We start from the raw sequence: 20,021 nt of genomic DNA, 5'->3' as shown, positions 1-20,021 counted from the left end.
GCTTTGCCTTGGGGCTGGCCAGCGGACGATCGCGAGGTAGCAGAGACCTCGATCGCCTGGGCCATTTGTACCTGACGATGTAAGGTTTCGGCACTGGAGACCAGATTACTTAGGCCATTGATGAGGCGACGGAGGTTCTGGCGGAGGGTAGGGTCACCCGTCAGATCATCCAGATCCGAGGTGATTTTCTGGACATTTTGGAAGGTCGATCGGGCTGAATCCAGGGTTTGTTGAATGAGTAAGAGGGTCTGGGGATCATTCAGAGAGGTGGAGAGATCCCGCAGATTGACAGATGCCTGGGCCGCATTGGCGGATAGGGTTTCCAGATTTTTCAAGAGATCACTTTGCTCCACTTGGCCCAGGATGGGATTCAGGTTGGTAACCGTGAGCCGCAGTTGATCGCTGGTGAGGCGCAGGCTGGTCAACGTGGCCGTAATATTATTGCGATTGGCCGCCAGCAGGGCATTGATTTCCTGGGTGGTGGCCCCAAACTCCTGGGCCGCATGACCGAGCGATCGCGCTGAGGCAGAAAAGGCCCCCAGTTCCTTTTGCAGCGATCGGCTCAGGCTGGAAAAGTCCTTCGACAAATCCGTGACCCCGGCGGCGGCCTCGGCGGCATTGCGGGTGACGGCTTCAATATTGTTGTATAGCTCCGGATTACTAAAGAGGTCGGCAATGCGAATGGTCGATCGCATCAGGGCATCGAAACTCACCCCAATTTGGCCCTGGAGCCGATCGCCCTGGCAGATGATGACCGTTGAATCACAGTCCGGAGCTACCGGGCTAAGGGCCGCCAGATCGTCAGAGACCACGGCCAGGGGGGTAATATCCAGGTTGACTTCCCCAATCAGGCCCGTTTCATTAGCCTCGATCATCACGGGCTGGGGGATGATCAGGTGCTTGGAGGCAAACTCCACGGCCACCTCAATCCGAGTTGCGGAAGGGCGAACCTCAATGACGCGTCCTACCCTTACCCCTCGGTAGCTGACGGTTGAACCCAGTTGCACCCCCCCCGCATCCTGGAATTCGACAATGATCGTGTAGGTACGCCGTCCCAGGCGAATATCCCGCACCCACAGAAGCAAACCGCCAAAGACCAGGAAACCGACCAGGATCATCAGACCAACGGTACCTTCCCGAATTGTGCGTGCCCGCATGACGATTGCCTCACTACCAAATTGAACCAGGGGCTATCCCCCCAACCTTACCAGCTCGTCCGGCCCCTTGAAGCCTATCCTAGGCCCCAACAACCTGAATGGGACCTTCGACCGCTGCCTTGAAAAACTGACACACATAGGGATTATCCGTCGTCTCGATCTCGGCTGGGGTTCCCTGCCATTGCACCTGACCCGCGTGGAGGAAGAGGATGCGATCGGCAGTACGGCGAATCGTGGTGTCCTGGTGGGTGACAATGGCATAGGTCTGACAGCCCCCGGGTTGTCGCTGCAAAAAGCGAATCAAGTCTTCCACCACGGTTGAGGCGATCGGGTCTAGCCCGGCTGTGGGTTCATCGTAGAGTAAAATTCCGGGAATTTCGGTGGGATCATCGGGGTTCGCAATAACCGCCCGTGCCAGACTGACCCGTTTGCGCATCCCCCCCGACAGTTGGGCCGGATAGCGATCGCCAATGCCAGCCAGCCCCAACATTTCCAGCTTCTCATTCACCAGGTCCCGAATCCGCCGCCGTGACAGCCGGGAGTGTTCATAGAGCAGAAACCCCACATTCTCCTCCACGGTGAGTGAGTCAAACAAAGCCGCCTGTTGAAAGACCATCCCAATCCCGATCGGGTCTTGGCGTTCCTCGGCCAACCCCTGGCGGCGCTGGCCCTGAATGTAGATTTCCCCCTCGTCGGCTGGGATCAGACCCGCAATCAACCGCAGAATCGTAGACTTACCCGTACCGGAGGGACCAATAATCGCCAAGCCTTCCCCCGCATAGATTTGAAGGTCGATGCGATCGAGCACGCGTTGCTGATCAAAGGACTTGGAGACACCACGGAGTTCAATCAGGGGTTCCGGTTCCGGCATAGTAGCTGAGGGGGGCAATTAGGGGAACAATGGATGCAGTAGAGGGGCCTAGGGGGGCATTGTACCCACAATTGGTTGCGGTTGGTGGGTGCGGATCAGGCAAATAGACCTGGGATGGCGGTCGCCCTTAGGAGCAGGATTTGGAGTCAGGGCGGAACCTAGTAGCTCGAACGGTAAGTTCTGCAACGTTCGTCGTGCTGGCTTTAGCCGGCAACGACTAAAGTCGTTACTACCAACGTTGTAGTCGAGTAAGTTCTGCAACGTTCGTCGTGCTGGCTTTAGCCGGCAACGACTAAAGTCGTTACTACCAACGTTGCGAAACTTTATGTTTACTGTACTAGGTTGTTAAATCATCGCGAAATGACGCCGTGATCCTCAGACCGACCCTGACAGATGGGCCGATGCCCAGTATTCTGGTAGGCGACTATTCAGTTAGGTCTTGTCAGCGAGGCCGTGGTCAGGGAAACAGGATGATGCCAGACTAAACGACAAGGAACGACCGCATATTCGCACATCCCCTTTTTATTGTTACCAATATGCCGATTGGTTTACTCAAACAAGTCTTCCAGGCACTGCGAACGGAAACCCGCCAATTCTACTTTGTCGCAGAAGGCATTGCCTTGGGTCGGACAGCGGCCCTGAGTCAGCGGCTTGGGAAGCGCCCCCGCCAGTGGTTTAAGTGGTTAGCACCGGGATTATTGGTCAAGCGTTGGCTGTTCCTCAGTGTGGTTGGGGTCATTCTCACCAGCCTTGGATTAGCCATTTGGGCGAATCTTACCCCCGTTTATTTCCTTTTCCGGGTATCCGGTCAATTCCTGCGCCTAGTTACCCAGGTCATCCCCAGTTATATCAGTGGGCCGTTGGTCGTTGTGGCGGGTCTCCTGCTGATCCTATGGGGCCAGTCCCGTACCCTGGGGTCAATTACGGAGGTATTGATGCCCGATGGGGATGCGGAGTTGATTGATGTTTTGCTCAATCACCGTCGTCTGCATCGGGGGCCCAAGATTGTCACGATCGGCGGCGGCACGGGCCTTTCCCACCTCCTGCGGGGCCTGAAAACCTATAGCGCCAATATTACGGCGATCGTCACCGTCGCTGACGATGGGGGGTCCTCTGGCCGCCTGCGCCGCGAGATTGGGGTGCTTCCCCCTGGGGATATTCGCAACTGTCTAGCCGCCCTCGCCGATGAGGAAAAGCTGATGACGGAGTTATTTCAGTATCGCTTTCGAGCCGGGGATGGGTTAACTGGGCACAGCTTTGGCAATCTCTTCCTCACAGCCATGAGCGAAGTGACAGGCGATCTGGAGCAGGCCATTACCGCTAGTTCCCAGGTCCTAGCCGTGCGCGGACAGGTATTACCCGCAACCCTGAGTGACGTGCGCCTGTGGGCTGAGTTAGAAGATGGACGGCGCATTGAGGGAGAATCGAGCATTACCGAAGCCCACGGCAAAATTGTGGATATTGGCTGTATTCCTGCGAACCCGCCGGCCCTACCCCGTGCCCTTGAAGCGATCCAGGACGCGGACTATATCATCATTGGCCCCGGGAGCCTCTATACCAGCGTTGTCCCCAACCTGTTAGTGCCGGAAATTGTCCAGGCGATCGCGGCCAGTCGGGCACCCCGAATTTATGTCTGTAACATCATGACCCAACCGGGTGAGACGGATAACTACAGCGTCAGTGACCACATTAAGGTCCTCGATCGCATCTGTGGCCAGCCGATTTTTGATGCGGTGCTGGTTCAACGCCAGGTGCCCTCCGCCAGGGCACTCATCCGCTATGCCCAGGAAAATTCCCATCCCGTCGCCCTCGATCGCGAAGCAGTGGCTCAAAGTGGGCGCAAGCTAGTTCTGGCGAATATTCTCCACGAAGATCCCGAAACGGGCCTCGTGCGCCACCACTCCCAGCGTCTTGCCCGTGTTCTGTTCCGCTGGTATGAACGCACACAAAATGCCGGATAAGCCAACCGACCTCGCCACCCAACTTCAGGCAAGCCAGCTTGCCTGTCGCCTAGCCCAGGAGATGGCCCGCTTCCAGGCGGGTTTTTTGGGACGGGTGGCCCACGAGTTGCGATCGCCCTTGAATCGGATTCTTGGCATTCACCAGATGATCCTGGCTGATCTGTGTGATAGCCCTGAGGAAGAGCGGGAATTCCTGCGCCAAAGCCAGGCCGCTGCCCAAACCTTGCTGCAGTTACTCAGCCGGGTGAGTGATCTGTCGAAGTTGGCCTATGGGACTGAAAAGCTGGACATCCAACCGCTACAAGTCCAAGCGCTCCTGCAAAATGTAGCCGATCGGACACATCTCCAATTTGCGAACCGCAACTTGCATCTCCAGGTAGCCGCAGTTGATCCCACCTGGTATGTATTAGCCGACCAAATCGTCTTGCTGCAAGTGTTGGTAAACCTCGTGGAAACCCCGATCGCCCATCTGGATCAGGGCACCCTCACGATCACCGCCGAAATTCTTAACCCGCCCACTTCCTCATTGGACCCCAATTGTCCCCAAGTCGCCATCACCATTGCCGGCCCCTTCGCCACCACAAGCTGGGCCGACGCGATCGCCCCCGACCCCGTATCCGAGCCAGAACCTTGCCCCGCGCCGAACCTGCATCAGCCCCCCCCTCACCTCTGGCCCTCCTTCGGCCTATCCCTCACGATTAACCAAACCCTCCTGGAATTAATGGGCGGACTTTTAGACATCACCGAAGCAGAAACCAGCACCCGCTTTCTCTGTATCCTCCCCCTTTGTCCCCCAGAAGACGACCTGTTCTAGCCTTTACCCCAAAATCTAAAATCTAAAATCTAAAATCCCCCAATGCCTCGCACCGTCACCTACAGCCCTGCCTACACGATCGTCCCCACCTATGAATGTTTTAACCAGTGTAGCTACTGTAACTTTCGGACAGATCCCGGCCAGGACGAGTGGCTGTCGTTAGCGGCGGCGAGTGATCGCCTACGGGCACTGCAAAAGACGGATGTGATTGAGATTTTGATGCTGAGCGGGGAAGTGCATCCCGATAGCCCCCGCCGTTCGGCCTGGTTTGAGCATATTTATCGCCTTTGCCAACTGGCCTGCGAGTTTGGTTTTTTACCCCACACCAATGCGGGTCCCCTGCGGTTTGAGGAAATGGCCCGTCTCAAAACGGTCAATGTGTCCCTGGGGTTAATGTTGGAGCAGATCACCCCCCGTTTGTTGGCAACGGTTCATCAACATGCGCCGAGTAAGGTGCCTGCTAAACGGTTACAACAATTGGCGTGGGCGGGAGAGCTGGGTATTCCCTTCACCACGGGCATTTTGTTGGGCATTGGGGAAACGATCGCCGAACGGCGGGAGTCATTACGGGCGATCGCGGCGATCCATGACCGTTGGGGCCACATTCAAGAGGTGATTCTCCAACCCCATCGCACGGGTCAGGCCCAATCCTGGGCCGGGGTGACCTTAGAGCCAGCCGAGTTTCTGGCAACGATCGGCGAGGCCCGTCAAATTCTCCCGCCGTCGATTACCCTCCAGGTGCCCCCTAACCTGCTCCCTGATCCTGCCTTTCTCCTCGCTTGCCTGGAGGCTGGTGCCCGTGATCTGGGTGGGATTGGTCCCAAAGATGAGGTGAATCCGGACTATCCCCACCTCCCGATACCCGTGTTACACACCCATCTAGCCGCTGCGGGTTGGCAGTTAGTGCCCCGGCTCCCGGTCTATCCCCAGTACGTGACCCCCACCTGCACGAGCGCTGGCAGGGACGACGCAGGGAAGGCAAGTCGCACATGGATATCGCCCTGGTTGCGCGACCAGGTTGCCCAATGGCAAAGGTACTTAGGCGATCGTGGCCCCAACCCCCCGTCGCATCCCGATAGACCCACCGGGCAAACGGCCATGCCCCCTCATCCATCCATTGGAATTAAATAGGTGCCCCAGGTGGGGGGATGCTGTCGGGTTCCCCCCTGGAGACGGGCTAAGCGCCAGGTTTTGTTTTCAATTTGGGGTTGTAGGTAGACTTCAAACGGGCTGTGCTGGGTCAGCGATGCTCCCGCTTGTTTGATCTTGAGATCATAGGAGCCGGTCACGCGGTAGGTGTCCGTATTCGCGATCGCAGTGGGTTCAACCTGGGTAATCTGGACGTGTTTGACGGCAAAGTCGTTAGGGTTGGGGTCACCCAGGCCCAGTTGTTGGTTGAGTTCTGTCTGGGCCAGAGTCAGTTGGAGGGCGATCGCCTGCCGGACCACCTGTTGGCTCAGGCCAGGAACACCCGTGCCACAGGCAGTCAGGAGGCTCAGGACACCGATCAGGAGGATGGCAATTCCCGTGCGCAGTGGTTGCCTGACAAAGCGTCGCATCATATCAAAACCTCTTGACCCGCTACGATCGACTCTACCAGCAAACTCGATCGCCCGCTTACGATCGTTACCCGTAGGAATAACGCCTATAGTGGTAGAACGCATTGTGGGAGGTTGCCTATGTTTGGCTTGGGTTGGCCAGAAATTGTCATTATTGGCGTAGTCGCACTCCTGATTTTCGGCCCGAAGAAGATCCCAGAGTTCGGAGCCGCCCTGGGTAAAACCCTGCGCGGGTTTAAGGAGGAGTTGAATAAGCCCGCGCTGCCAGAGGAAGAAGAGGACGATCGCCTTTAGGGGGGTGGGCGTCGCCTAGAGTCAGGGATGGCCAGGTTTGTAGGGCCGTGACCCAGCAGATTTCTTCCTAGGCTACACCCGCTTTAACTGCCGACGCTTGATAATAGCGCCTAGCCCTGTGGCTGTGAGCATACCAAGGATTGTGGTGGGTTCTGGTACAGCAGAGGCCAAACCCGTTACTTGACAACTCCCCGGCCTAAAGGCGCGGGGATTCTTGGAGCACAGGGTGTCTTAGACATTGCCCTCACCAAGCAGCGTCACTTCTAGGGCAAGGGGAATCGCTCTTGGTTGGCAAACACCTGTTTAGGCAAATCAATCGCTAGAACACACCCCGATCGCGAATCGCAGCTTGCAGGCGATCGCCCACCTCATCCACGGGTAACGCGCCCAATTCACCGGCTGCCCGGGTCCGAATACTCAGGGCATTGGCTTCCCGTTCCTTGGCCCCGACGACCGCCATCACCGGCACCTTTTCCTTTTCCGCCTTGCGGATCATCTTGCCTAGGCGTTCCCCACTGGTATCGACCTCAGCGCGAATCCCGGCTGCCCGGAAGCGATCGCCGACCGCGTGGCAGAACGCCAATTGCTCATCCGTCACCGGCAACAACCGGATTTGCAGCGGCGCTAACCAGAGGGGGAAATCCCCCGCATATTCCTCGATCAGAATCCCGATCAGGCGTTCCAACGAACCAAAGGGTGCCCGGTGGATCATCACGGGCCGTTGGCGCGACCCATCTTCGGCCACGTATTCCAGGTCAAAGCGTTCCGGCAGGTTGTAGTCCACCTGGACCGTCCCCAGTTGCCACTCCCGTTCCAGGGCATCCTGCACCATGAAATCTAGCTTGGGACCATAGAAAGCGGCTTCCCCAATTCCCTCAAAGTGGTCCATCTCCAGGGTTTGCACGGCATGGCGGATAGCATTTTCGGCCTTGTTCCAGGCTTCATCACTGCCGATATATTTATCTGAATCCGGATCACGGAAACTGAGGCGGGCCTTGAAATTCGTCAGATGCAGGGCGCTGAACACCGACTGGATCAGATCTACCACCTTGAGGAACTCATCCTCTAACTGCTCCGGGGTCACAAACAGGTGGGCATCATCCTGGGTAAAGCCGCGCACCCGCGTCAGGCCCCCCAGTTCCCCCGACTGCTCATAGCGATAGACCGTGCCAAACTCCGCCAAGCGCAGTGGCAATTCCCGGTAGGAGCGCAGGCTGGATTTGTAAATTTGCACATGGAAGGGGCAGTTCATCGCTTTGAGGACAAAGCCCTCATCTTCATCGGCCCCCATCATCGGGAACAGGTCATCGCGATACTTCTGCCAGTGGCCAGAGGTTTTGAACAGTTCTACCCGACCGACGTGGGGGGTAACGACGGGTAGGTAACCGCGCTTGATCTGCTCCTGCTTGAGGAAGTCCTCCAGGGTCGATCGCAGCACCGTCCCCTTAGGGGTCCACAGGGGCAAGCCCGGTCCCACCTGATCGGCAAAGATAAACAGCCCCAACTCGCGGCCTAATTTGCGGTGATCACGGCGCAGGGCTTCTTGTTTACGGCGTTGGTATTCGGCCAATTGTTCCGGCGTTTCCCAGGCGGTGCCATAGATGCGCTGCAATTGGGCCTTGGTTTCATCCCCACGCCAGTAGGCCCCTGCCACGGATTCCAGGGCGATCGCCTTCGGGTTCAAATCAGCGGTACTCTCCACATGGGGACCGGCACACAGATCCCACCATTCTTCACCCAGGTGGTAGATCGTAATCGGTTCCTGAATGCTGTCCAGGATTTCAAGTTTGTAGGGTTCCCCGATCGCTTCAATGCGCCGTTGCGCTTCCGCCCGGGTCACCTCTTCCCGGAGCACCGGCAGCTTTTTCTTGATGATCCGCTCCATTTCCTTTTTGATCGCCTTGAGATCCGCTTCGCTGAAGGGTTCGGGCGTGTCAAAGTCATAGTAAAAGCCTGTCTCAGTCCAGGGGCCGATCGTCACTTGGGCCTTAGGGAAGAGCTTCTGCACCGCCATCGCCATGACGTGGGAAGTGGTATGGCGAATCTTCTTCAGGGTTTCCGACTCGCTGGTGCGGGGTAAGTGTACCTTGACAGGTTGCTCATCGGCCAACGGCTCAACTGGGGACAGGGATTCTGAACTAGACATGGACTCGCGGGTAAAAAATACTCACAAACTGGGCCTTAATGCCTCTATGGTATAGCGCTTTCGACGATCGCGCCTGCCCCCTAGCCCAGTCCCGCTCAGGGTTAGTGCCCTGGATCTACACCCACATAGAATGTTACAAAATGTAAATTGCGTTAAGCTTAGCATAGGGATCTTTACACCCGCCCAAACACCTCAACCCTTGAGTCTAGACCCGATAAGATCATCATGTTTAAATCTGGCCTCCCTGACCCTGATCTGTTGAAAAACGTTTTAGAGCCACTTTTAAATGATTTCCAGGACTGGTTTGCCCGATCGCGGGCTTTACTGGAAAGCGAGAATATTCCTTTTCTGGAAGCGGCGGCCCAAGCTGATCTACTCGATCGTGTCAAGCAAGCCCAGCAGGAGGTCAGTACGGCCAAGTCCCTATTCCTTGTGACGCAGGGAACCGTGGGGGTGGAAATGGCGGTCCTAGTGCCCTGGCATCAACTATTGATGGAATGTTGGCGGGTTTCAACTCGCTTGCGGGCAGAGCGGGCGGCCAATTCCCCCGCCGAAGCCTAGGGCAATGGGCGATGGAGAAGCCGCCGGGGACTGGCCTACCCAGCATCCACCACGATCCTCAGATTTTTGTCAGTTTTCTAGATAAGCTTTTTATTAAGACTGGAATACCACTCTAAGTTCTCAATGGCGCAGGGCCAACTGGCCTGAAAGGGAGAAAGTCATGCTACACCTCATTTACATCCTGGCATTTACTGTGTTGGCCTTGATCGCGATCGTGAACCTGTTCCGCAATCTATTAACCCTGAACGTGGCGGAAGTTCGTCGCACCCATTCCCACCTGGGCTATCCTTTCGCGGGCGGGGGGGCCAACCGGCAAATGCAACCCACGCCCCACCCGGAACTGCTGGACGAATCGGGTCGTGTGGTGAATGAGCCGCTGTTGGTGATGCGATCGCTGTCGGTGGAAGATGCCCGCGAACGCCTAGATGCTCTTTACAACAGTTCTCCTGATGCCCGCAACGATACCCGCGAAGACGAGTAAGGGGCGTTGGGCCAGCCGATTCACATAAGAGGCTGTTTTAAAAGGGGGAGCGCGGTTAAAACCGCGACTACAAACCCTGACGTTTGGCTGTCCTAAGGGTTGCTTGGCGTTTGTAGTGGCGATTGAAGTCGCCAAAACGACTGATTTCTGGACTTTTCAAACACCCTCTAAGGCTAGCCAGCGGTGTTGTTGGGTCTACTCAATTTTTCGGGACTTCAATAGTTCAGGAATCGTGGCTTCCAGTAGCTGATCGATTTCGCGCGATCGCGGTTGGTGAATAAACGGACGCCGGGGATAGATACGATCGTTTACCCAGTGCTGCGACCAGCCCGTGGTCGTGGTCACACACATTTCTGCAAATTGCTCGATCGCAAAATTTTTCTCAATTTCTAAACACCCCCCCAGCATGATATCGACATAACTTTGCACGATCGGGAAATCGGCATTGGGGGCAATGGCCTTATCTGGCTGCACGGTATACATCCAAATTTGCCCCTGTGGCGTTACCGAGCGATCGAGCATTTCGATTTGTCGTGCATCAACCAGCACCCGACAATACCCACTCTCACGCCGATCCGTTGCTGCTAACTCTGACGCTAGGGGTAACCGGTAGATTACCGCATTCATTTGGGCACGCGGGTTCGCCATCGCACCGAGATAGGTGGTGGGGCTGTAGCTGGAACCCCGAATAAACCAACCCCGTTCAAAGCCGGTCACCATAATGGGTAAGTTTTCCCCTGCTGTTGGGGCCGTTTGCTCCTTCGATGCGGTTGCCATCAAACTGCCATAGCCAACAATGTATTGCGGTTGGCGCGGATCAATGCTGGGACGACAGTGATCGGCGCGAGGGGCAAGCGCTGCGTCGGGCAGCAACGCGGGTTGGGCAGCGATCGGCCAGGGATAGATGAGCCACCCCAAGGTTAGCAATAGGCGTAAGTCAGGCTTAAAAATCACAGTTTTGGGCAATCGCTAGGACAAAAAAGCAAGTCTAGAATCTCTTGTAACGCTAGGCTTTAGTATTAGGCTTTTAGTATATGGCAGCCTGGAATATGAAACCCTAGGACTTCACCACGTCTAGGATGAATCCATTACTTAACATTGGACACGCTACCCTTGATCGCGTGTGCGAGGAGGAATACAGCCGTTTCCCCGCTCATGAAGTACTGTCAAGCCTTGTAGACAAGGGACTTAAGCCCTTTGTTTGTCCCTCACCAAATTATGGAAGTGCTGTAGAGCGATCGCGGTTGTCGGCTAATCCCCTTTGGCAGGAGAGTGTCCTACGTGTTTGTCGGTCCCACTGCGGGTAGCGAATCATGCTGGCCGGAATCTATCCTAAAGCTGATGAAGTATACCAAAGCCCAGGGCTAGACTGAATCAAAGCGCTCCCCAGAGAACAATGGAACGGTTGTTGGGGGGTGTATGGTGTATCGATCGTTGGCATACTTGCCCCTGTCATCCCATTGCCTCGTAACCCCCATGATCCAAGAATTGGCGATTCAAACCCAGGGCCTAACCAAGGAGTTTGATGCACCCACCCCAACCCGGAGCCTTCACCGGGGAACTCCCCAGACCCATCGCTACCGAGCCGTCAGCGACATTGATCTCACGGTGAGTGCGGGTGAGGTGTATGGCTTGATTGGCCCCAACGGCGCGGGGAAGACAACCCTCATTCGGCTACTGGCGACGGCAGAAACCCCGACCCTGGGGGAAATCCATATCTTTGGACAGCGCCTAGAACAGGATGAGCATAACCTGGCGCTGAAGCGACGGATTGGGTACTTGCCGGATGACTATCCCCTGTATGACGATCTCACGGTTTGGGACTATCTCGACTACTTTGCCCGTCTCTATGATTTACAGCAACCCCGTCGGAACCAACGGCTGCACGAAGTTTTGGAACTGGTCCAGTTGACGGGCAAACGCCATAGTCAGATTACAACCCTCTCCCGTGGGATGCGTCAACGCCTCAGTCTGGCCCGCACAATTATTCACCAGCCGTTGCTCTTGCTGTTGGATGAGCCAGTATCGGGTCTAGACCCGATCGCCCGTCTGCACTTCCGGGATTTAATCAAGGCCCTGCGGGAAGCTGGGATGACAATTTTAATTTCGTCCCATGTCCTCAGCGATTTAGCTGAGTTATGTACGACGATCGGGGTTATGGAATTCGGCTTTTTAGTGGAAAGTGCGCCCTTGGCTGAGCTTTATCAGCGATGGAGCCAGCAACGATTGATTATTGCCAGTCTGGGGAGTCTCGACGCACTCCAATCGGAACTGCGCAACCACGCGGCGGTAGCCACGATCGCACCGTTACCGGATACAGCGTCGCGATTTCTCAGGGGGGGAGCAGCGGAATCAGTCGCGGCGGGGCAAACGGTAACGACTGTCCAGGTCCACTTTACTGGGGGACCCGCTGCTGCGGCTGCGCTCCTCCGTCAGTTGGTTGAGGCGGGCTTGCCGATCGCGGAGTTTCGCCTGGAGCAGGAGGATCTGGAAGCAATTTTCCTGAAACTCGGCCACAAGCAGGCTTCTTGAGGCCCCTGGGGGGATCAGTATTCTAGTTGTGCAGCAGTGGCTGGATGAAATTCAACATTCAAAATACTATTTTGACACTAGCAGGTGGGAGCCGACTCCACGGGAGGTTTAAGTTGGCAATTTGTGTTTCGACACTGGTAGGCAAGATGCCTACCCCACGGGAATATCGACCTAAAATTTACTTCCTAGCTAGAGGTTATGCCTAATGTTTGCGGTTTATTTTGATCGTCTTGGCAACTGGAATCCCCAACTACTACGCGAACTCAAGGGGCGCTTAAATCTGCGCAATTTGGCGATCGCGATCAGCCTTTCCCTGTTCGGCCAACTCCTATTGTTTTTATTTCAACTGGGGCGATTGCCTTCGATCCATAAGTTTGTTAATGTTCAAAATGTCTATTGTACCGGATCGCGCAATTATCCCTACTCCGCTCCAAATTGCCTGATCGGTGCGGATCGGTCTTTTCTTATCAACTGGCCCCTGTGGTGGCAAGATTTATTTATTTTGATCAGTATTGCTTCGCTTTGCATCCTATTGGTCAGTGGTAGCTATCTCATCATCCATGATTTATCGAAGGAGGAACGACTAGGCACCCTGAATTTTATTCGCCTGAGTCCCCAGTCGGCTGAAACGATCCTGTGGGGAAAGCTATTGGGCGTACCAGTATTATTTTATTTAATGCTCCTATTAACGATACCCCTATCGATCTATGCGGGGCTGGCCGCTGGTTTATCTCCCATCATTCTGATTTGCTATTACAGTATTGTCGCTGGCAGTTGTTTATTTTTCTTCAGTTTATCTCTGTTATTTGGGTTAGTAACCACTTGGCTAGGGAGTTTGCAGGCTTGGCTGGGCAGTGGAACGTTATCTATGGCTTTGTTCAGCTATACGCTCATGAATACGGGAGGTGCTGAAATTAATAACTTCGCGGCTTGGCCTCGAATTCTTTTCCCAACCACCTTAATTCCTGGCATCGAAAGTAGTGGAATGCTGCCCTACGGAAATAATTTTCAATTATCCGATCTAACCTGGTTCTATCTACCGATCGGCTTAACGACGATTGGAATTACCCTATTCACTCTGGTCTTGTATGGGATTGGTACAATTTGGGTGTGGCGCGTCTTAAGGCGACGTTTTCGCGCAGTGAATACAACGATTTTAACGAAGGCGCAAAGTTATGCGTTGACCGCTATTTTGCAATTGATCATGTTAGGATTTATTTTACAGGAAAGTATCGAGGCCAATCGTTATCGAACGGAGATGGCCTGGATTTATATGTTGATCTTGAATCTCATACTGGGATTATTCCTGATCGCGGCCCTAACTCCCCAGCGATCGTCCTTGATCGAGTGGGCGCGGTATCGGTATATCCGGCGTTCCGATCGCCCGGCTTGGTTGCGTCAGTGGCTTAAGGAATTCATCTGGGGTGAGAAAAGCCCTGCTTTTCTGGCGATCGCCGTCAATGTCATGATCTTCGCAATCGTGCAATTGCCCTGGATTGGGTTCACCTTTGCCACGGATGCCCCCAAGACTCAAGGAGCAGCCCTGCTAGGCACCGCATTTGCCTTGAGTATCTTGCTGATCTATGCCGCGATCGTCCAACTCTGCCTGCTTTCGGCTTCGCCCCGTCGTACTGTTTGGGCCGCCAGCCTCATTGTCCTGGCTATTACGATGCCACCGATTATCTTGGGATTTTTGGGCATACTCCCCAGTTCCTATGCCGGTGCCCCCTTCTGGCTGTTCACCGCCTTCCCCTGGGTAGCGGCTGAAAATATCCTGGGAGGGACCCTGGGCTTCGCGGGCCTCAGTCATGGGCTGGCGATCGTCCTCCTGAATCTTCAGTTTACCCGTCAACTCTCCCGGCTGGGCGAGTCTGCCTCCAAGGCTCTGTTAACCCCAACCCCGGTGGGTAAGCCTCTGGCACGCTAAGCCCTGAAGGCGACGATCGGGGGGAGAGGATTGGCCCGGATTCAGGCGCATCTCTTTATACACATTATACGCGGACTCCTTATACTCAAAGTAGCCGGATAATTTACATAACGGCTGGCACATGAGTTATTGTCTGAATCCTAGTTGCCAATGTCCCGAAAACGCCGATGCCGAGGATGCCCAGGTCTGTCGGACCTGTGGTAGCCCGCTCCTCCTGCGATCGCGCTATCGGGCAATGCGGGTGATTGGCCAGGGCGGTTTTGGCCGCACCCTATTGGCGGTGGATATGGATAAGCCCTCCCAACCGCTGTGCGTCATTAAACAATTTTTTCCCCGTAGTCCCAACCCCGATAGTCGCTCAAAAGCTATCGCCTTTTTCCGGCAAGAAGCCCAGCAATTGGAAGCCCTAGGGCATCATCCCCAAATCCCGGACCTATTGGCCTATTTTGTGGTCAGTGATCAACACTATCTGGTTCAGGAGTTTATCGAAGGGGAAACCCTAGCCGCCCTGATCGCGACGGGTGATGCCTTTGACCAAAGCCGCATTCTCGATGTCCTCAACGCCCTGCTGCCCGTATTGCAATTCCTGCACGATCGTCAGGTTATTCACCGCGATATTAAGCCGGATAATATTATTTGGCGATCGGCCACCGATAGCTATGTCCTAGTTGATTTTGGTGCTGCTAAATATGCCACACCGTTGACATTAGCCCAAACCGGTACCGTCATTGGGAGTGCCGCCTATGCCGCGCCGGAGCAGGTGGGGGGAAAAGCCACGTTTGCCAGTGATTTGTATAGCTTGGGGGTGACGTGTCTGCACCTGCTCACCCTGGTTGAGCCGTTTGATCTGTTTTCCTTCGCTGACGATCGCTGGGTTTGGCGCGATTATCTTTCCCATCCCATCAACCCTGGCCTCGGTCGGATTCTCGACAAGCTGGTGGCCCGCCCCCTGCGCTGCCGCTATCAAACCGCGACTGAGGTCCTACGCCACTTACAGTTGCTCACGGCCTCGCCATCCGCTAGCCCGCCGCGTGATCGTCCGCTGCCACCCGTGGGCGATCGTGCCCGGTCTTCCCACACGCCACCCCAACGGATCGCCCCGGCGGCCAAGGACACCCCGATATCCCAATGGTTGACGCCCCCCACCCCATCCCACCGTCCGGAGCCACCCGTTGTTCCCAAACCTCTCATCCCGACAAGCATTCTGGCTACCCCTCGCCCCCCCGCTGCCCCCCTAGCACTCACAGACACGCTGGCGGCAACAGCAGGGGTAGACTATCAACCTTTGGAACAATCCCTGGCAGCGGGAGACTGGCTGACGGCGGATAGCCAAACCCACGCGGTGATGTTACGTGTGATGGGCCACGATCGGGGGGAATACCTAACTTTTGATGATTTAGCGGCCTTCCCTTGCACAGATTTGCAAACCCTCGATCGCCTGTGGGTAACCTACAGCCAGGGCCATTTTGGCTTCAGCGTCCAACAGAAAATTTGGCAGCAGTTTAGTGTAGCCTCCCGCAGCGGGATAGAGTGCTGGTGTGACTTTGGTGAAGCGATTGGTTGGTTACACCGGGTTGAAAAGCAGATTGGAGCAGCCCTGCGGGGAGATATTCGCGAATATTATTGGCTATCACGAGATGAAGTCGTTGCCAATGTGCACAATATTCCCTCTGATGAGTTATTAGTCCGCGTTCCGGCGGGATGTTTGCCTTTTTTCTGTAGTCTCTATACGGGCACCTCACGCGGTGGTAAGATTCTACTAGAACGAATTGCCGATTGTATCCATTAAAGCTGGCGGCAAGGGGTTATGGAGGAAGTCAATGCGGTTGGGGAAAGTCGTCAAATCTAATTCCCATTGTGATTATTTAGTAGAAGTTGACGATAGCTTTGGCGTTGCCGAGCCACCCCAACCCGAGGACTATGGCTTTGGTTCATTTGTGAAGTTTGAAGATCGGGAGGGTCGCCATTGGGCGGTTGGCATTGTTTATAACTCCCAACTGTTTAATCCCATGTTCTTAAATATGGGGCCACGGTTATCCAGTGAGCCTGATCCCTTGTTCACGCCGGATTTAATTCAGGAAACGCGAACGTTGCTGGGGGTGGTTCTCATCGGTACGCTGGTGACGCAAGCCGATCAGCCCTATGGCCAGCACGGAATTCCCCACATGGTGGTGCCTGTCAATACGCCTGTTGTCCGGATGACGGCGGCAGAAATTCACCAGTTTCACTTGAATGCAAACCGGCAACCCCAATTTTGTTACTACAGCCTGTTATTACGGTATGGCGGTAGTTTTGCGACCCATTTGACCCAACAGGTCTTGGATGATTTGGCCGATCGCCAATTATTCCAGGGATCGGAACAGCGGGCACTGGAAATGCTGTGTAAGGAACTCTCTTGGCGCAATACGATGGGGGTGATGCGCTAACTGCTGAATGCTTGAGGATGGCTATGCAACTGACCACGTATTATGTCCTGCGATCGCAGCAGGATGGCCGTTATTTAACGGCTCGCCTAGAAAGTTCAGCCCCCGAGGCAATGACGAAGGAGGACTTGCCCCCGCCAACCTTGGCCAGCTTTTTGTTACTGTTCCAGGAGCACTTTGAGGCCTTGAGTTATGTCAGCGTCCATGCACCAGATTTGCGCGATCGCTTTGGGGTGGAGGGGATTTCCTCGCTTCAGCTTCGGTCGCTGATCGATCGCTGGGGCTTTGCGGGCGTTGGTATCGTGCGTGATCCCCTCGTGCCCCAGGTAGAGTTTATGGCCATTCGCTAGTTCTAAATACGCGGTTGGTGAGGATAACCTGGCTGCTCCCCAAGCAAAATACTTGCATCCTTGGCACTCTGGAACCCAGCGATCGACCACCCAGGCCAATTGCTGCCCTACCGCCAACATCTGTTGTCCTTGCATCCGTGTGATCTCTCACCCCTCCTCAAGTCCCCATCCTTGCCGCCCATTGTCAGAGCAGGCATCGTCTCCGATTCTGATGCAAGCTGTAGCCAGACCCAGCCCGCCGCTTTTCACGATACCCTGTGTGTTATCGACCGGCTGCCCAAACGTGAATGTCCGTCAATTAACAACCTGATTCAGGGTAACTGTATGGCGATCGTGGTTGTAGAAACTCTGGCAACAATACCGCTAACACCGGAAAATCCCACCGATACGGATCTGAGGGTGTTGGGGTGTTTAGCGGAACGGAATGCGACTTGGCGGTATTCCCTGCTGTCGAGCGATCGCCTGCGCATGATTTGTACCTTTGAAGCACCGGATGCGGAATCCGTGCGGGAATCCTATCGTAAAGGGGGCGGATTCTTTAGTCGGATCTGGCATGGTGAATGGCTTACCCCAGAAGGCCGGCAACCCCAACCTCAAGCCAACCTGCTCAAGGTCATGGAAGGGACCTATGCACCGATCGGGGAGACGGAATTAGTGGCACTCAGTCATAAAACGTTGAGTTGCTATGCCGAACGGGGGATTGAGTGGATTCAGTCCTACCTGTCACGCGATCGTACCCGTTTAATTTGCGAATTAAATGCCCCCGATACTGAGTCCATTCGAGAAGTCCAACACCGTATTGGTGTGCCTTTCGATCGGATCTGGTCGGCCCTGATGATCAGGCCATAACTCCCCAGATTACCCGTCAACCGTAATACAGCCTAGAGTCAGCCTGGGAACGATCGCGGATCGTTTTGAGAACGGTTTAGGATCGCGGCCCTCGTTACCGTTAGTTCAGATGTAAAAACCAGCAACGGTATCGGAGGAACTAATGGTCACCACACCTGTCAAGCGCTACCCCACCCCCAGCCACTCGGCGGTTACGCAACAACCGTACTCCCCACCCGCGATCGCACACATCACTCCCCCGGTTAGAACGGCAAGAAGCAGTGAACAAAAATATGTCATTGCCACAATGGTTTTAGCCTTTAGTGGCGATCCAGCAGTTCGTTGGCTGTATCCTGATCCCCATCAATATCTGGCCTATTTCCCCCAATTTGTACAGGCATTTGGCGGCCAAGCATTTACTCAAGAAACCGCCTACTGCATTGATGGCTACTCAGGAGCCGCACTGTGGTTTGCCCCTGGGGTTGAACCCGATGTTGAGGGAGTCATCGAGCTAATTCAACGCAGTGTGTTCGAGTCGGAACAGACCGATGTGTTTGACGTATTTGAGCAAATGGATGCCTACCACCCCAAGTCCCCCCATTGGTATTTACCCCTGATTGGAATTGAACCGACACAACAGGGACAAGGCTATGGTTCGGCGTTGATGCGATACATTCTGAATCACTGCGATCGCGATCAACTGCCCGCCTATCTCGAAGCTTCTCATCTGGGGACCGTATCCTTTTATCAACGACACGGCTTTGAGGTGATCGGTACGATTCAGGCTGGCCACTCGCCAACTATTTTCCCCATGTTGCGCCATCCACAATGAATGCACGATCGCAGTTTCTCAATTGAGCTTCGCATTTCAGATACAGCCCTTCCATACTTGGTGAGGTACAGGCAAGGGGCTTAAACCCCTTGTTCACAAGGCTTGACCGTATTTCATTAGGGAGGGAACGGCTGTAGTCATCCCATCATTTTTCATCAAAACTGGAGAACGACAATGGCTAAGTATCGTCACCATTTGCCCCAGCTATCTAATCAGCTTTTCCTCACCGATGGTGGCATGGAAACAACTCTCATTTTCCATGAAGGACTCGACTTGCCAGATTTTGCTGCCTTTAATTTGCTGAAGAGTGAAGCGGGGTATCGCACGATCGAGCGCTATTTTCACACCTATATCAAGATCGCTCAACACCACCAGGTTGGCTTTATTTTGGAAAGTGCTACTTGGCGAGCCAATCCCGACTGGGGTACACGGCTAGGGTATTCCAGCACCGCCCTAACGGAGATGAATCGGCGGGCGATCGCCCTTCTCCATGATCTACGCCGAGACACCGAAACCGAACAAACGCCAATAGTGATCAGTGGTTGCCTAGGTCCCCGTGGCGATGGCTATATTGCCGATAATGCCATGACCGCCGAGGAAGCCGCCAACTATCACCGCCCCCAGATTGCCGCCTTCCGCGATGCCGATGCAGACCTGGTCACTGCCATCACGATGAACTATGCCGAAGAAGCGATCGGGATTGCCCGGGCCGCCCAAGCCCTGGAGATGCCTGTGGTGATTTCCTTAACGGTGGAAACCGATGGTAACTTACCGACCGGACAAAGCTTGAAGGACGTGATCGTCCAAATTGACGAAGCGACCGATCAGGCTCCAGCCTATTACATGCTCAACTGCGCCCACCCAACCCATTTTGCTGCGGCTCTGGCTAACAACGAACCGTGGTTAACCCGTATTCGGGGAATTCGTGCCAACGCATCGCAGAAAAGCCATGCCGAATTAAATGAATCAGAAACTCTCGATGACGGGAATCCCGAAGAATTGGGTCATCAATATCGCCATTTGCTCAGCCGTTTACCCCATATCAACGTATTAGGCGGCTGTTGTGGCACCGATCATCGTCACATTGCAGCCATCTGCCAAGCCTGTTTGCCAGTTGCCTGGGCGCACCTGACCCCAACGACATTGGTTCCCTCCGCCTAACAGCGGCGGCGGGCCTTTTTTCCCCGAGGTGACCAAGCAGGGGCAGGGGCCAGGTTTCTGGCCCCACTGGTGTCAGCAGTGAGCACCTGCAACCCCAGATTGGGAGGACAATGCTTGGGCTTGA

Annotated in this window: 20 protein-coding genes; 14 read left to right on the top strand and 6 right to left on the bottom strand. The window is 54.9% G+C overall.

Annotation, left to right across the window (positions count from 1 at the left end; genetic code table 11):
- Both ACWIUF_RS19270 and ACWIUF_RS19265 read right to left on the bottom strand, forming a co-directional pair.
- Nucleotides 1-1,157 (bottom strand): MlaD family protein (locus tag ACWIUF_RS19270; RefSeq protein ID WP_448574155.1); only part of this gene is annotated, 1,157 nt, incomplete at its 3' end.
- A 79-nt stretch (nt 1,158-1,236) separates the two neighbouring features.
- The gene (locus ACWIUF_RS19265; RefSeq protein ID WP_448574154.1) at nt 1,237-2,028 is read right to left on the bottom strand and encodes an ABC transporter ATP-binding protein; all 792 of its coding nucleotides are present in this window, start codon (nt 2,026-2,028) and stop codon (nt 1,237-1,239) included.
- Nucleotides 2,029-2,564: 536 nt separating this feature from the next.
- Here ACWIUF_RS19265 and ACWIUF_RS19260 point away from each other — a divergent pair.
- The 3 genes from ACWIUF_RS19260 to cofG are packed head-to-tail and all read left to right on the top strand — an operon-like array spanning nt 2,565 to nt 5,934.
- Entirely contained in the window at nt 2,565-3,989 is a 1,425-nt protein-coding gene (locus ACWIUF_RS19260; RefSeq protein WP_448574153.1) for a gluconeogenesis factor YvcK family protein, read from the top strand.
- Entirely contained in the window at nt 3,964-4,803 is an 840-nt protein-coding gene (locus ACWIUF_RS19255; RefSeq protein ID WP_448574152.1) for a sensor histidine kinase, read from the top strand. Before ACWIUF_RS19260 ends, ACWIUF_RS19255 begins: the two co-directional genes overlap by 26 nt.
- A 42-nt stretch (nt 4,804-4,845) precedes the next feature.
- Nucleotides 4,846-5,934, top strand: coding sequence for a 7,8-didemethyl-8-hydroxy-5-deazariboflavin synthase subunit CofG (gene cofG, locus ACWIUF_RS19250; RefSeq protein ID WP_448574151.1), 1,089 nt, complete (start codon nt 4,846-4,848; stop codon nt 5,932-5,934).
- On the opposite strand, the gene ACWIUF_RS19245 is transcribed toward cofG, so the two are convergent.
- A complete protein-coding gene (locus ACWIUF_RS19245) occupies nt 5,910-6,467 on the bottom strand; it encodes a hypothetical protein (RefSeq protein WP_448574150.1) in 558 nt (185 codons plus the stop codon). The genes cofG and ACWIUF_RS19245 overlap by 25 nt on opposite strands.
- Nucleotides 6,468-6,482: 15 nt before the next feature.
- Here ACWIUF_RS19245 and tatA point away from each other — a divergent pair, with 15 nt between their 5' ends.
- On the top strand, nt 6,483-6,656 hold the full coding sequence (gene tatA, locus ACWIUF_RS19240) for a twin-arginine translocase TatA/TatE family subunit (protein ID WP_448574149.1): 174 nt from the start codon (nt 6,483-6,485) through the stop codon (nt 6,654-6,656).
- A gap of 72 nt (nt 6,657-6,728) precedes the next feature.
- Here the strand turns inward: tatA and ACWIUF_RS19235 are convergent, their stop codons facing one another.
- Both ACWIUF_RS19235 and thrS read right to left on the bottom strand, forming a co-directional pair.
- Nucleotides 6,729-6,827: a PEP-CTERM sorting domain-containing protein gene (locus ACWIUF_RS19235; RefSeq protein ID WP_448574148.1), complete on the bottom strand. Its 99-nt coding sequence runs from the start codon at nt 6,825-6,827 to the stop codon at nt 6,729-6,731.
- 148 nt (nt 6,828-6,975) lie between these two features.
- Nucleotides 6,976-8,802, bottom strand: a complete 1,827-nt coding sequence (gene thrS / locus ACWIUF_RS19230) for a threonine--tRNA ligase (RefSeq protein ID WP_448574146.1) — start codon at nt 8,800-8,802, stop codon at nt 6,976-6,978.
- 225 nt (nt 8,803-9,027) lie between these two features.
- Here thrS and ACWIUF_RS19225 point away from each other — a divergent pair, with 225 nt between their 5' ends.
- Together ACWIUF_RS19225 and ACWIUF_RS19220 are read left to right on the top strand one after the other, a co-directional pair.
- On the top strand, nt 9,028-9,363 hold the full coding sequence (locus tag ACWIUF_RS19225) for a DUF2605 domain-containing protein (protein WP_448574145.1): 336 nt from the start codon (nt 9,028-9,030) through the stop codon (nt 9,361-9,363).
- Between the two features lie 160 nt (nt 9,364-9,523).
- Nucleotides 9,524-9,844 carry a DUF2973 domain-containing protein gene (locus tag ACWIUF_RS19220; RefSeq protein ID WP_448574144.1) on the top strand — a complete coding sequence of 107 codons (321 nt, stop codon included), beginning with the start codon at nt 9,524-9,526 and terminating at the stop codon, nt 9,842-9,844.
- Between the two features lie 195 nt (nt 9,845-10,039).
- Here ACWIUF_RS19220 and ACWIUF_RS19215 read toward each other — a convergent pair whose 3' ends face one another.
- Nucleotides 10,040-10,798, bottom strand: a complete 759-nt coding sequence (locus ACWIUF_RS19215; protein WP_448574143.1) for a gamma-glutamylcyclotransferase family protein — start codon at nt 10,796-10,798, stop codon at nt 10,040-10,042.
- Nucleotides 10,799-11,320: 522 nt separating this feature from the next.
- Between ACWIUF_RS19215 and ACWIUF_RS19210 the strand changes: the two genes are divergently transcribed.
- From ACWIUF_RS19210 to ACWIUF_RS19175, 8 genes are all read left to right on the top strand, one after another.
- Nucleotides 11,321-12,376: an ABC transporter ATP-binding protein gene (locus ACWIUF_RS19210; RefSeq protein ID WP_448574142.1), complete on the top strand. Its 1,056-nt coding sequence runs from the start codon at nt 11,321-11,323 to the stop codon at nt 12,374-12,376.
- Nucleotides 12,377-12,581: 205 nt separating this feature from the next.
- Nucleotides 12,582-14,303, top strand: coding sequence for a hypothetical protein (locus ACWIUF_RS19205; RefSeq protein WP_448574141.1), 1,722 nt, complete (start codon nt 12,582-12,584; stop codon nt 14,301-14,303).
- Between the two features lie 121 nt (nt 14,304-14,424).
- Complete coding sequence (locus tag ACWIUF_RS19200; RefSeq protein WP_448574140.1) at nt 14,425-16,092, top strand: protein kinase domain-containing protein; 1,668 nt, start codon at nt 14,425-14,427, stop codon at nt 16,090-16,092.
- A 31-nt stretch (nt 16,093-16,123) separates the two neighbouring features.
- A complete protein-coding gene (locus tag ACWIUF_RS19195; protein WP_448574139.1) occupies nt 16,124-16,729 on the top strand; it encodes a hypothetical protein in 606 nt (201 codons plus the stop codon).
- Nucleotides 16,730-16,752: 23 nt separating this feature from the next.
- Nucleotides 16,753-17,076, top strand: a complete 324-nt coding sequence (locus ACWIUF_RS19190; protein WP_448574138.1) for a hypothetical protein — start codon at nt 16,753-16,755, stop codon at nt 17,074-17,076.
- A 324-nt stretch (nt 17,077-17,400) separates the two neighbouring features.
- Complete coding sequence (locus ACWIUF_RS19185) at nt 17,401-17,925, top strand: DUF4242 domain-containing protein (RefSeq protein WP_448574137.1); 525 nt, start codon at nt 17,401-17,403, stop codon at nt 17,923-17,925.
- A gap of 142 nt (nt 17,926-18,067) precedes the next feature.
- Entirely contained in the window at nt 18,068-18,736 is a 669-nt protein-coding gene (locus tag ACWIUF_RS19180) for a GNAT family N-acetyltransferase (protein ID WP_448574136.1), read from the top strand.
- A 174-nt stretch (nt 18,737-18,910) separates the two neighbouring features.
- Nucleotides 18,911-19,897 carry a homocysteine S-methyltransferase family protein gene (locus ACWIUF_RS19175; protein ID WP_448574135.1) on the top strand — a complete coding sequence of 329 codons (987 nt, stop codon included), beginning with the start codon at nt 18,911-18,913 and terminating at the stop codon, nt 19,895-19,897.
- Nucleotides 19,898-20,021 lie beyond the last annotated feature (124 nt).

It is taken from the genome of Trichothermofontia sp. (assembly GCF_053493415.1).
Note: the sequence above shows the minus strand (reverse complement) of the source record. Positions and strands in the feature narration are given on the sequence as shown.

What these genes read in the sequence shown, in the direction of transcription:
- ACWIUF_RS19265 (WP_448574154.1), bottom strand. Translation starts at nt 2,028, where the DNA reads ATGCCGGAACCGGAACCCCTGATTGAACTCCGTGGTGTCTCCAAGTCC.
- ACWIUF_RS19260 (WP_448574153.1), top strand. Translation starts at nt 2,565, where the DNA reads ATGCCGATTGGTTTACTCAAACAAGTCTTCCAGGCACTGCGAACGGAA.
- ACWIUF_RS19255 (WP_448574152.1), top strand. Translation starts at nt 3,964, where the DNA reads ATGAACGCACACAAAATGCCGGATAAGCCAACCGACCTCGCCACCCAA.
- cofG (WP_448574151.1), top strand. Translation starts at nt 4,846, where the DNA reads ATGCCTCGCACCGTCACCTACAGCCCTGCCTACACGATCGTCCCCACC.
- ACWIUF_RS19245 (WP_448574150.1), bottom strand. Translation starts at nt 6,467, where the DNA reads ATGCGTTCTACCACTATAGGCGTTATTCCTACGGGTAACGATCGTAAG.
- tatA (WP_448574149.1), top strand. Translation starts at nt 6,483, where the DNA reads ATGTTTGGCTTGGGTTGGCCAGAAATTGTCATTATTGGCGTAGTCGCA.
- thrS (WP_448574146.1), bottom strand. Translation starts at nt 8,802, where the DNA reads ATGTCTAGTTCAGAATCCCTGTCCCCAGTTGAGCCGTTGGCCGATGAG.
- ACWIUF_RS19225 (WP_448574145.1), top strand. Translation starts at nt 9,028, where the DNA reads ATGTTTAAATCTGGCCTCCCTGACCCTGATCTGTTGAAAAACGTTTTA.
- ACWIUF_RS19220 (WP_448574144.1), top strand. Translation starts at nt 9,524, where the DNA reads ATGCTACACCTCATTTACATCCTGGCATTTACTGTGTTGGCCTTGATC.
- ACWIUF_RS19210 (WP_448574142.1), top strand. Translation starts at nt 11,321, where the DNA reads ATGATCCAAGAATTGGCGATTCAAACCCAGGGCCTAACCAAGGAGTTT.
- ACWIUF_RS19205 (WP_448574141.1), top strand. Translation starts at nt 12,582, where the DNA reads ATGTTTGCGGTTTATTTTGATCGTCTTGGCAACTGGAATCCCCAACTA.
- ACWIUF_RS19200 (WP_448574140.1), top strand. Translation starts at nt 14,425, where the DNA reads ATGAGTTATTGTCTGAATCCTAGTTGCCAATGTCCCGAAAACGCCGAT.
- ACWIUF_RS19195 (WP_448574139.1), top strand. Translation starts at nt 16,124, where the DNA reads ATGCGGTTGGGGAAAGTCGTCAAATCTAATTCCCATTGTGATTATTTA.
- ACWIUF_RS19190 (WP_448574138.1), top strand. Translation starts at nt 16,753, where the DNA reads ATGCAACTGACCACGTATTATGTCCTGCGATCGCAGCAGGATGGCCGT.
- ACWIUF_RS19185 (WP_448574137.1), top strand. Translation starts at nt 17,401, where the DNA reads ATGGCGATCGTGGTTGTAGAAACTCTGGCAACAATACCGCTAACACCG.
- ACWIUF_RS19180 (WP_448574136.1), top strand. Translation starts at nt 18,068, where the DNA reads ATGGTCACCACACCTGTCAAGCGCTACCCCACCCCCAGCCACTCGGCG.
- ACWIUF_RS19175 (WP_448574135.1), top strand. Translation starts at nt 18,911, where the DNA reads ATGGCTAAGTATCGTCACCATTTGCCCCAGCTATCTAATCAGCTTTTC.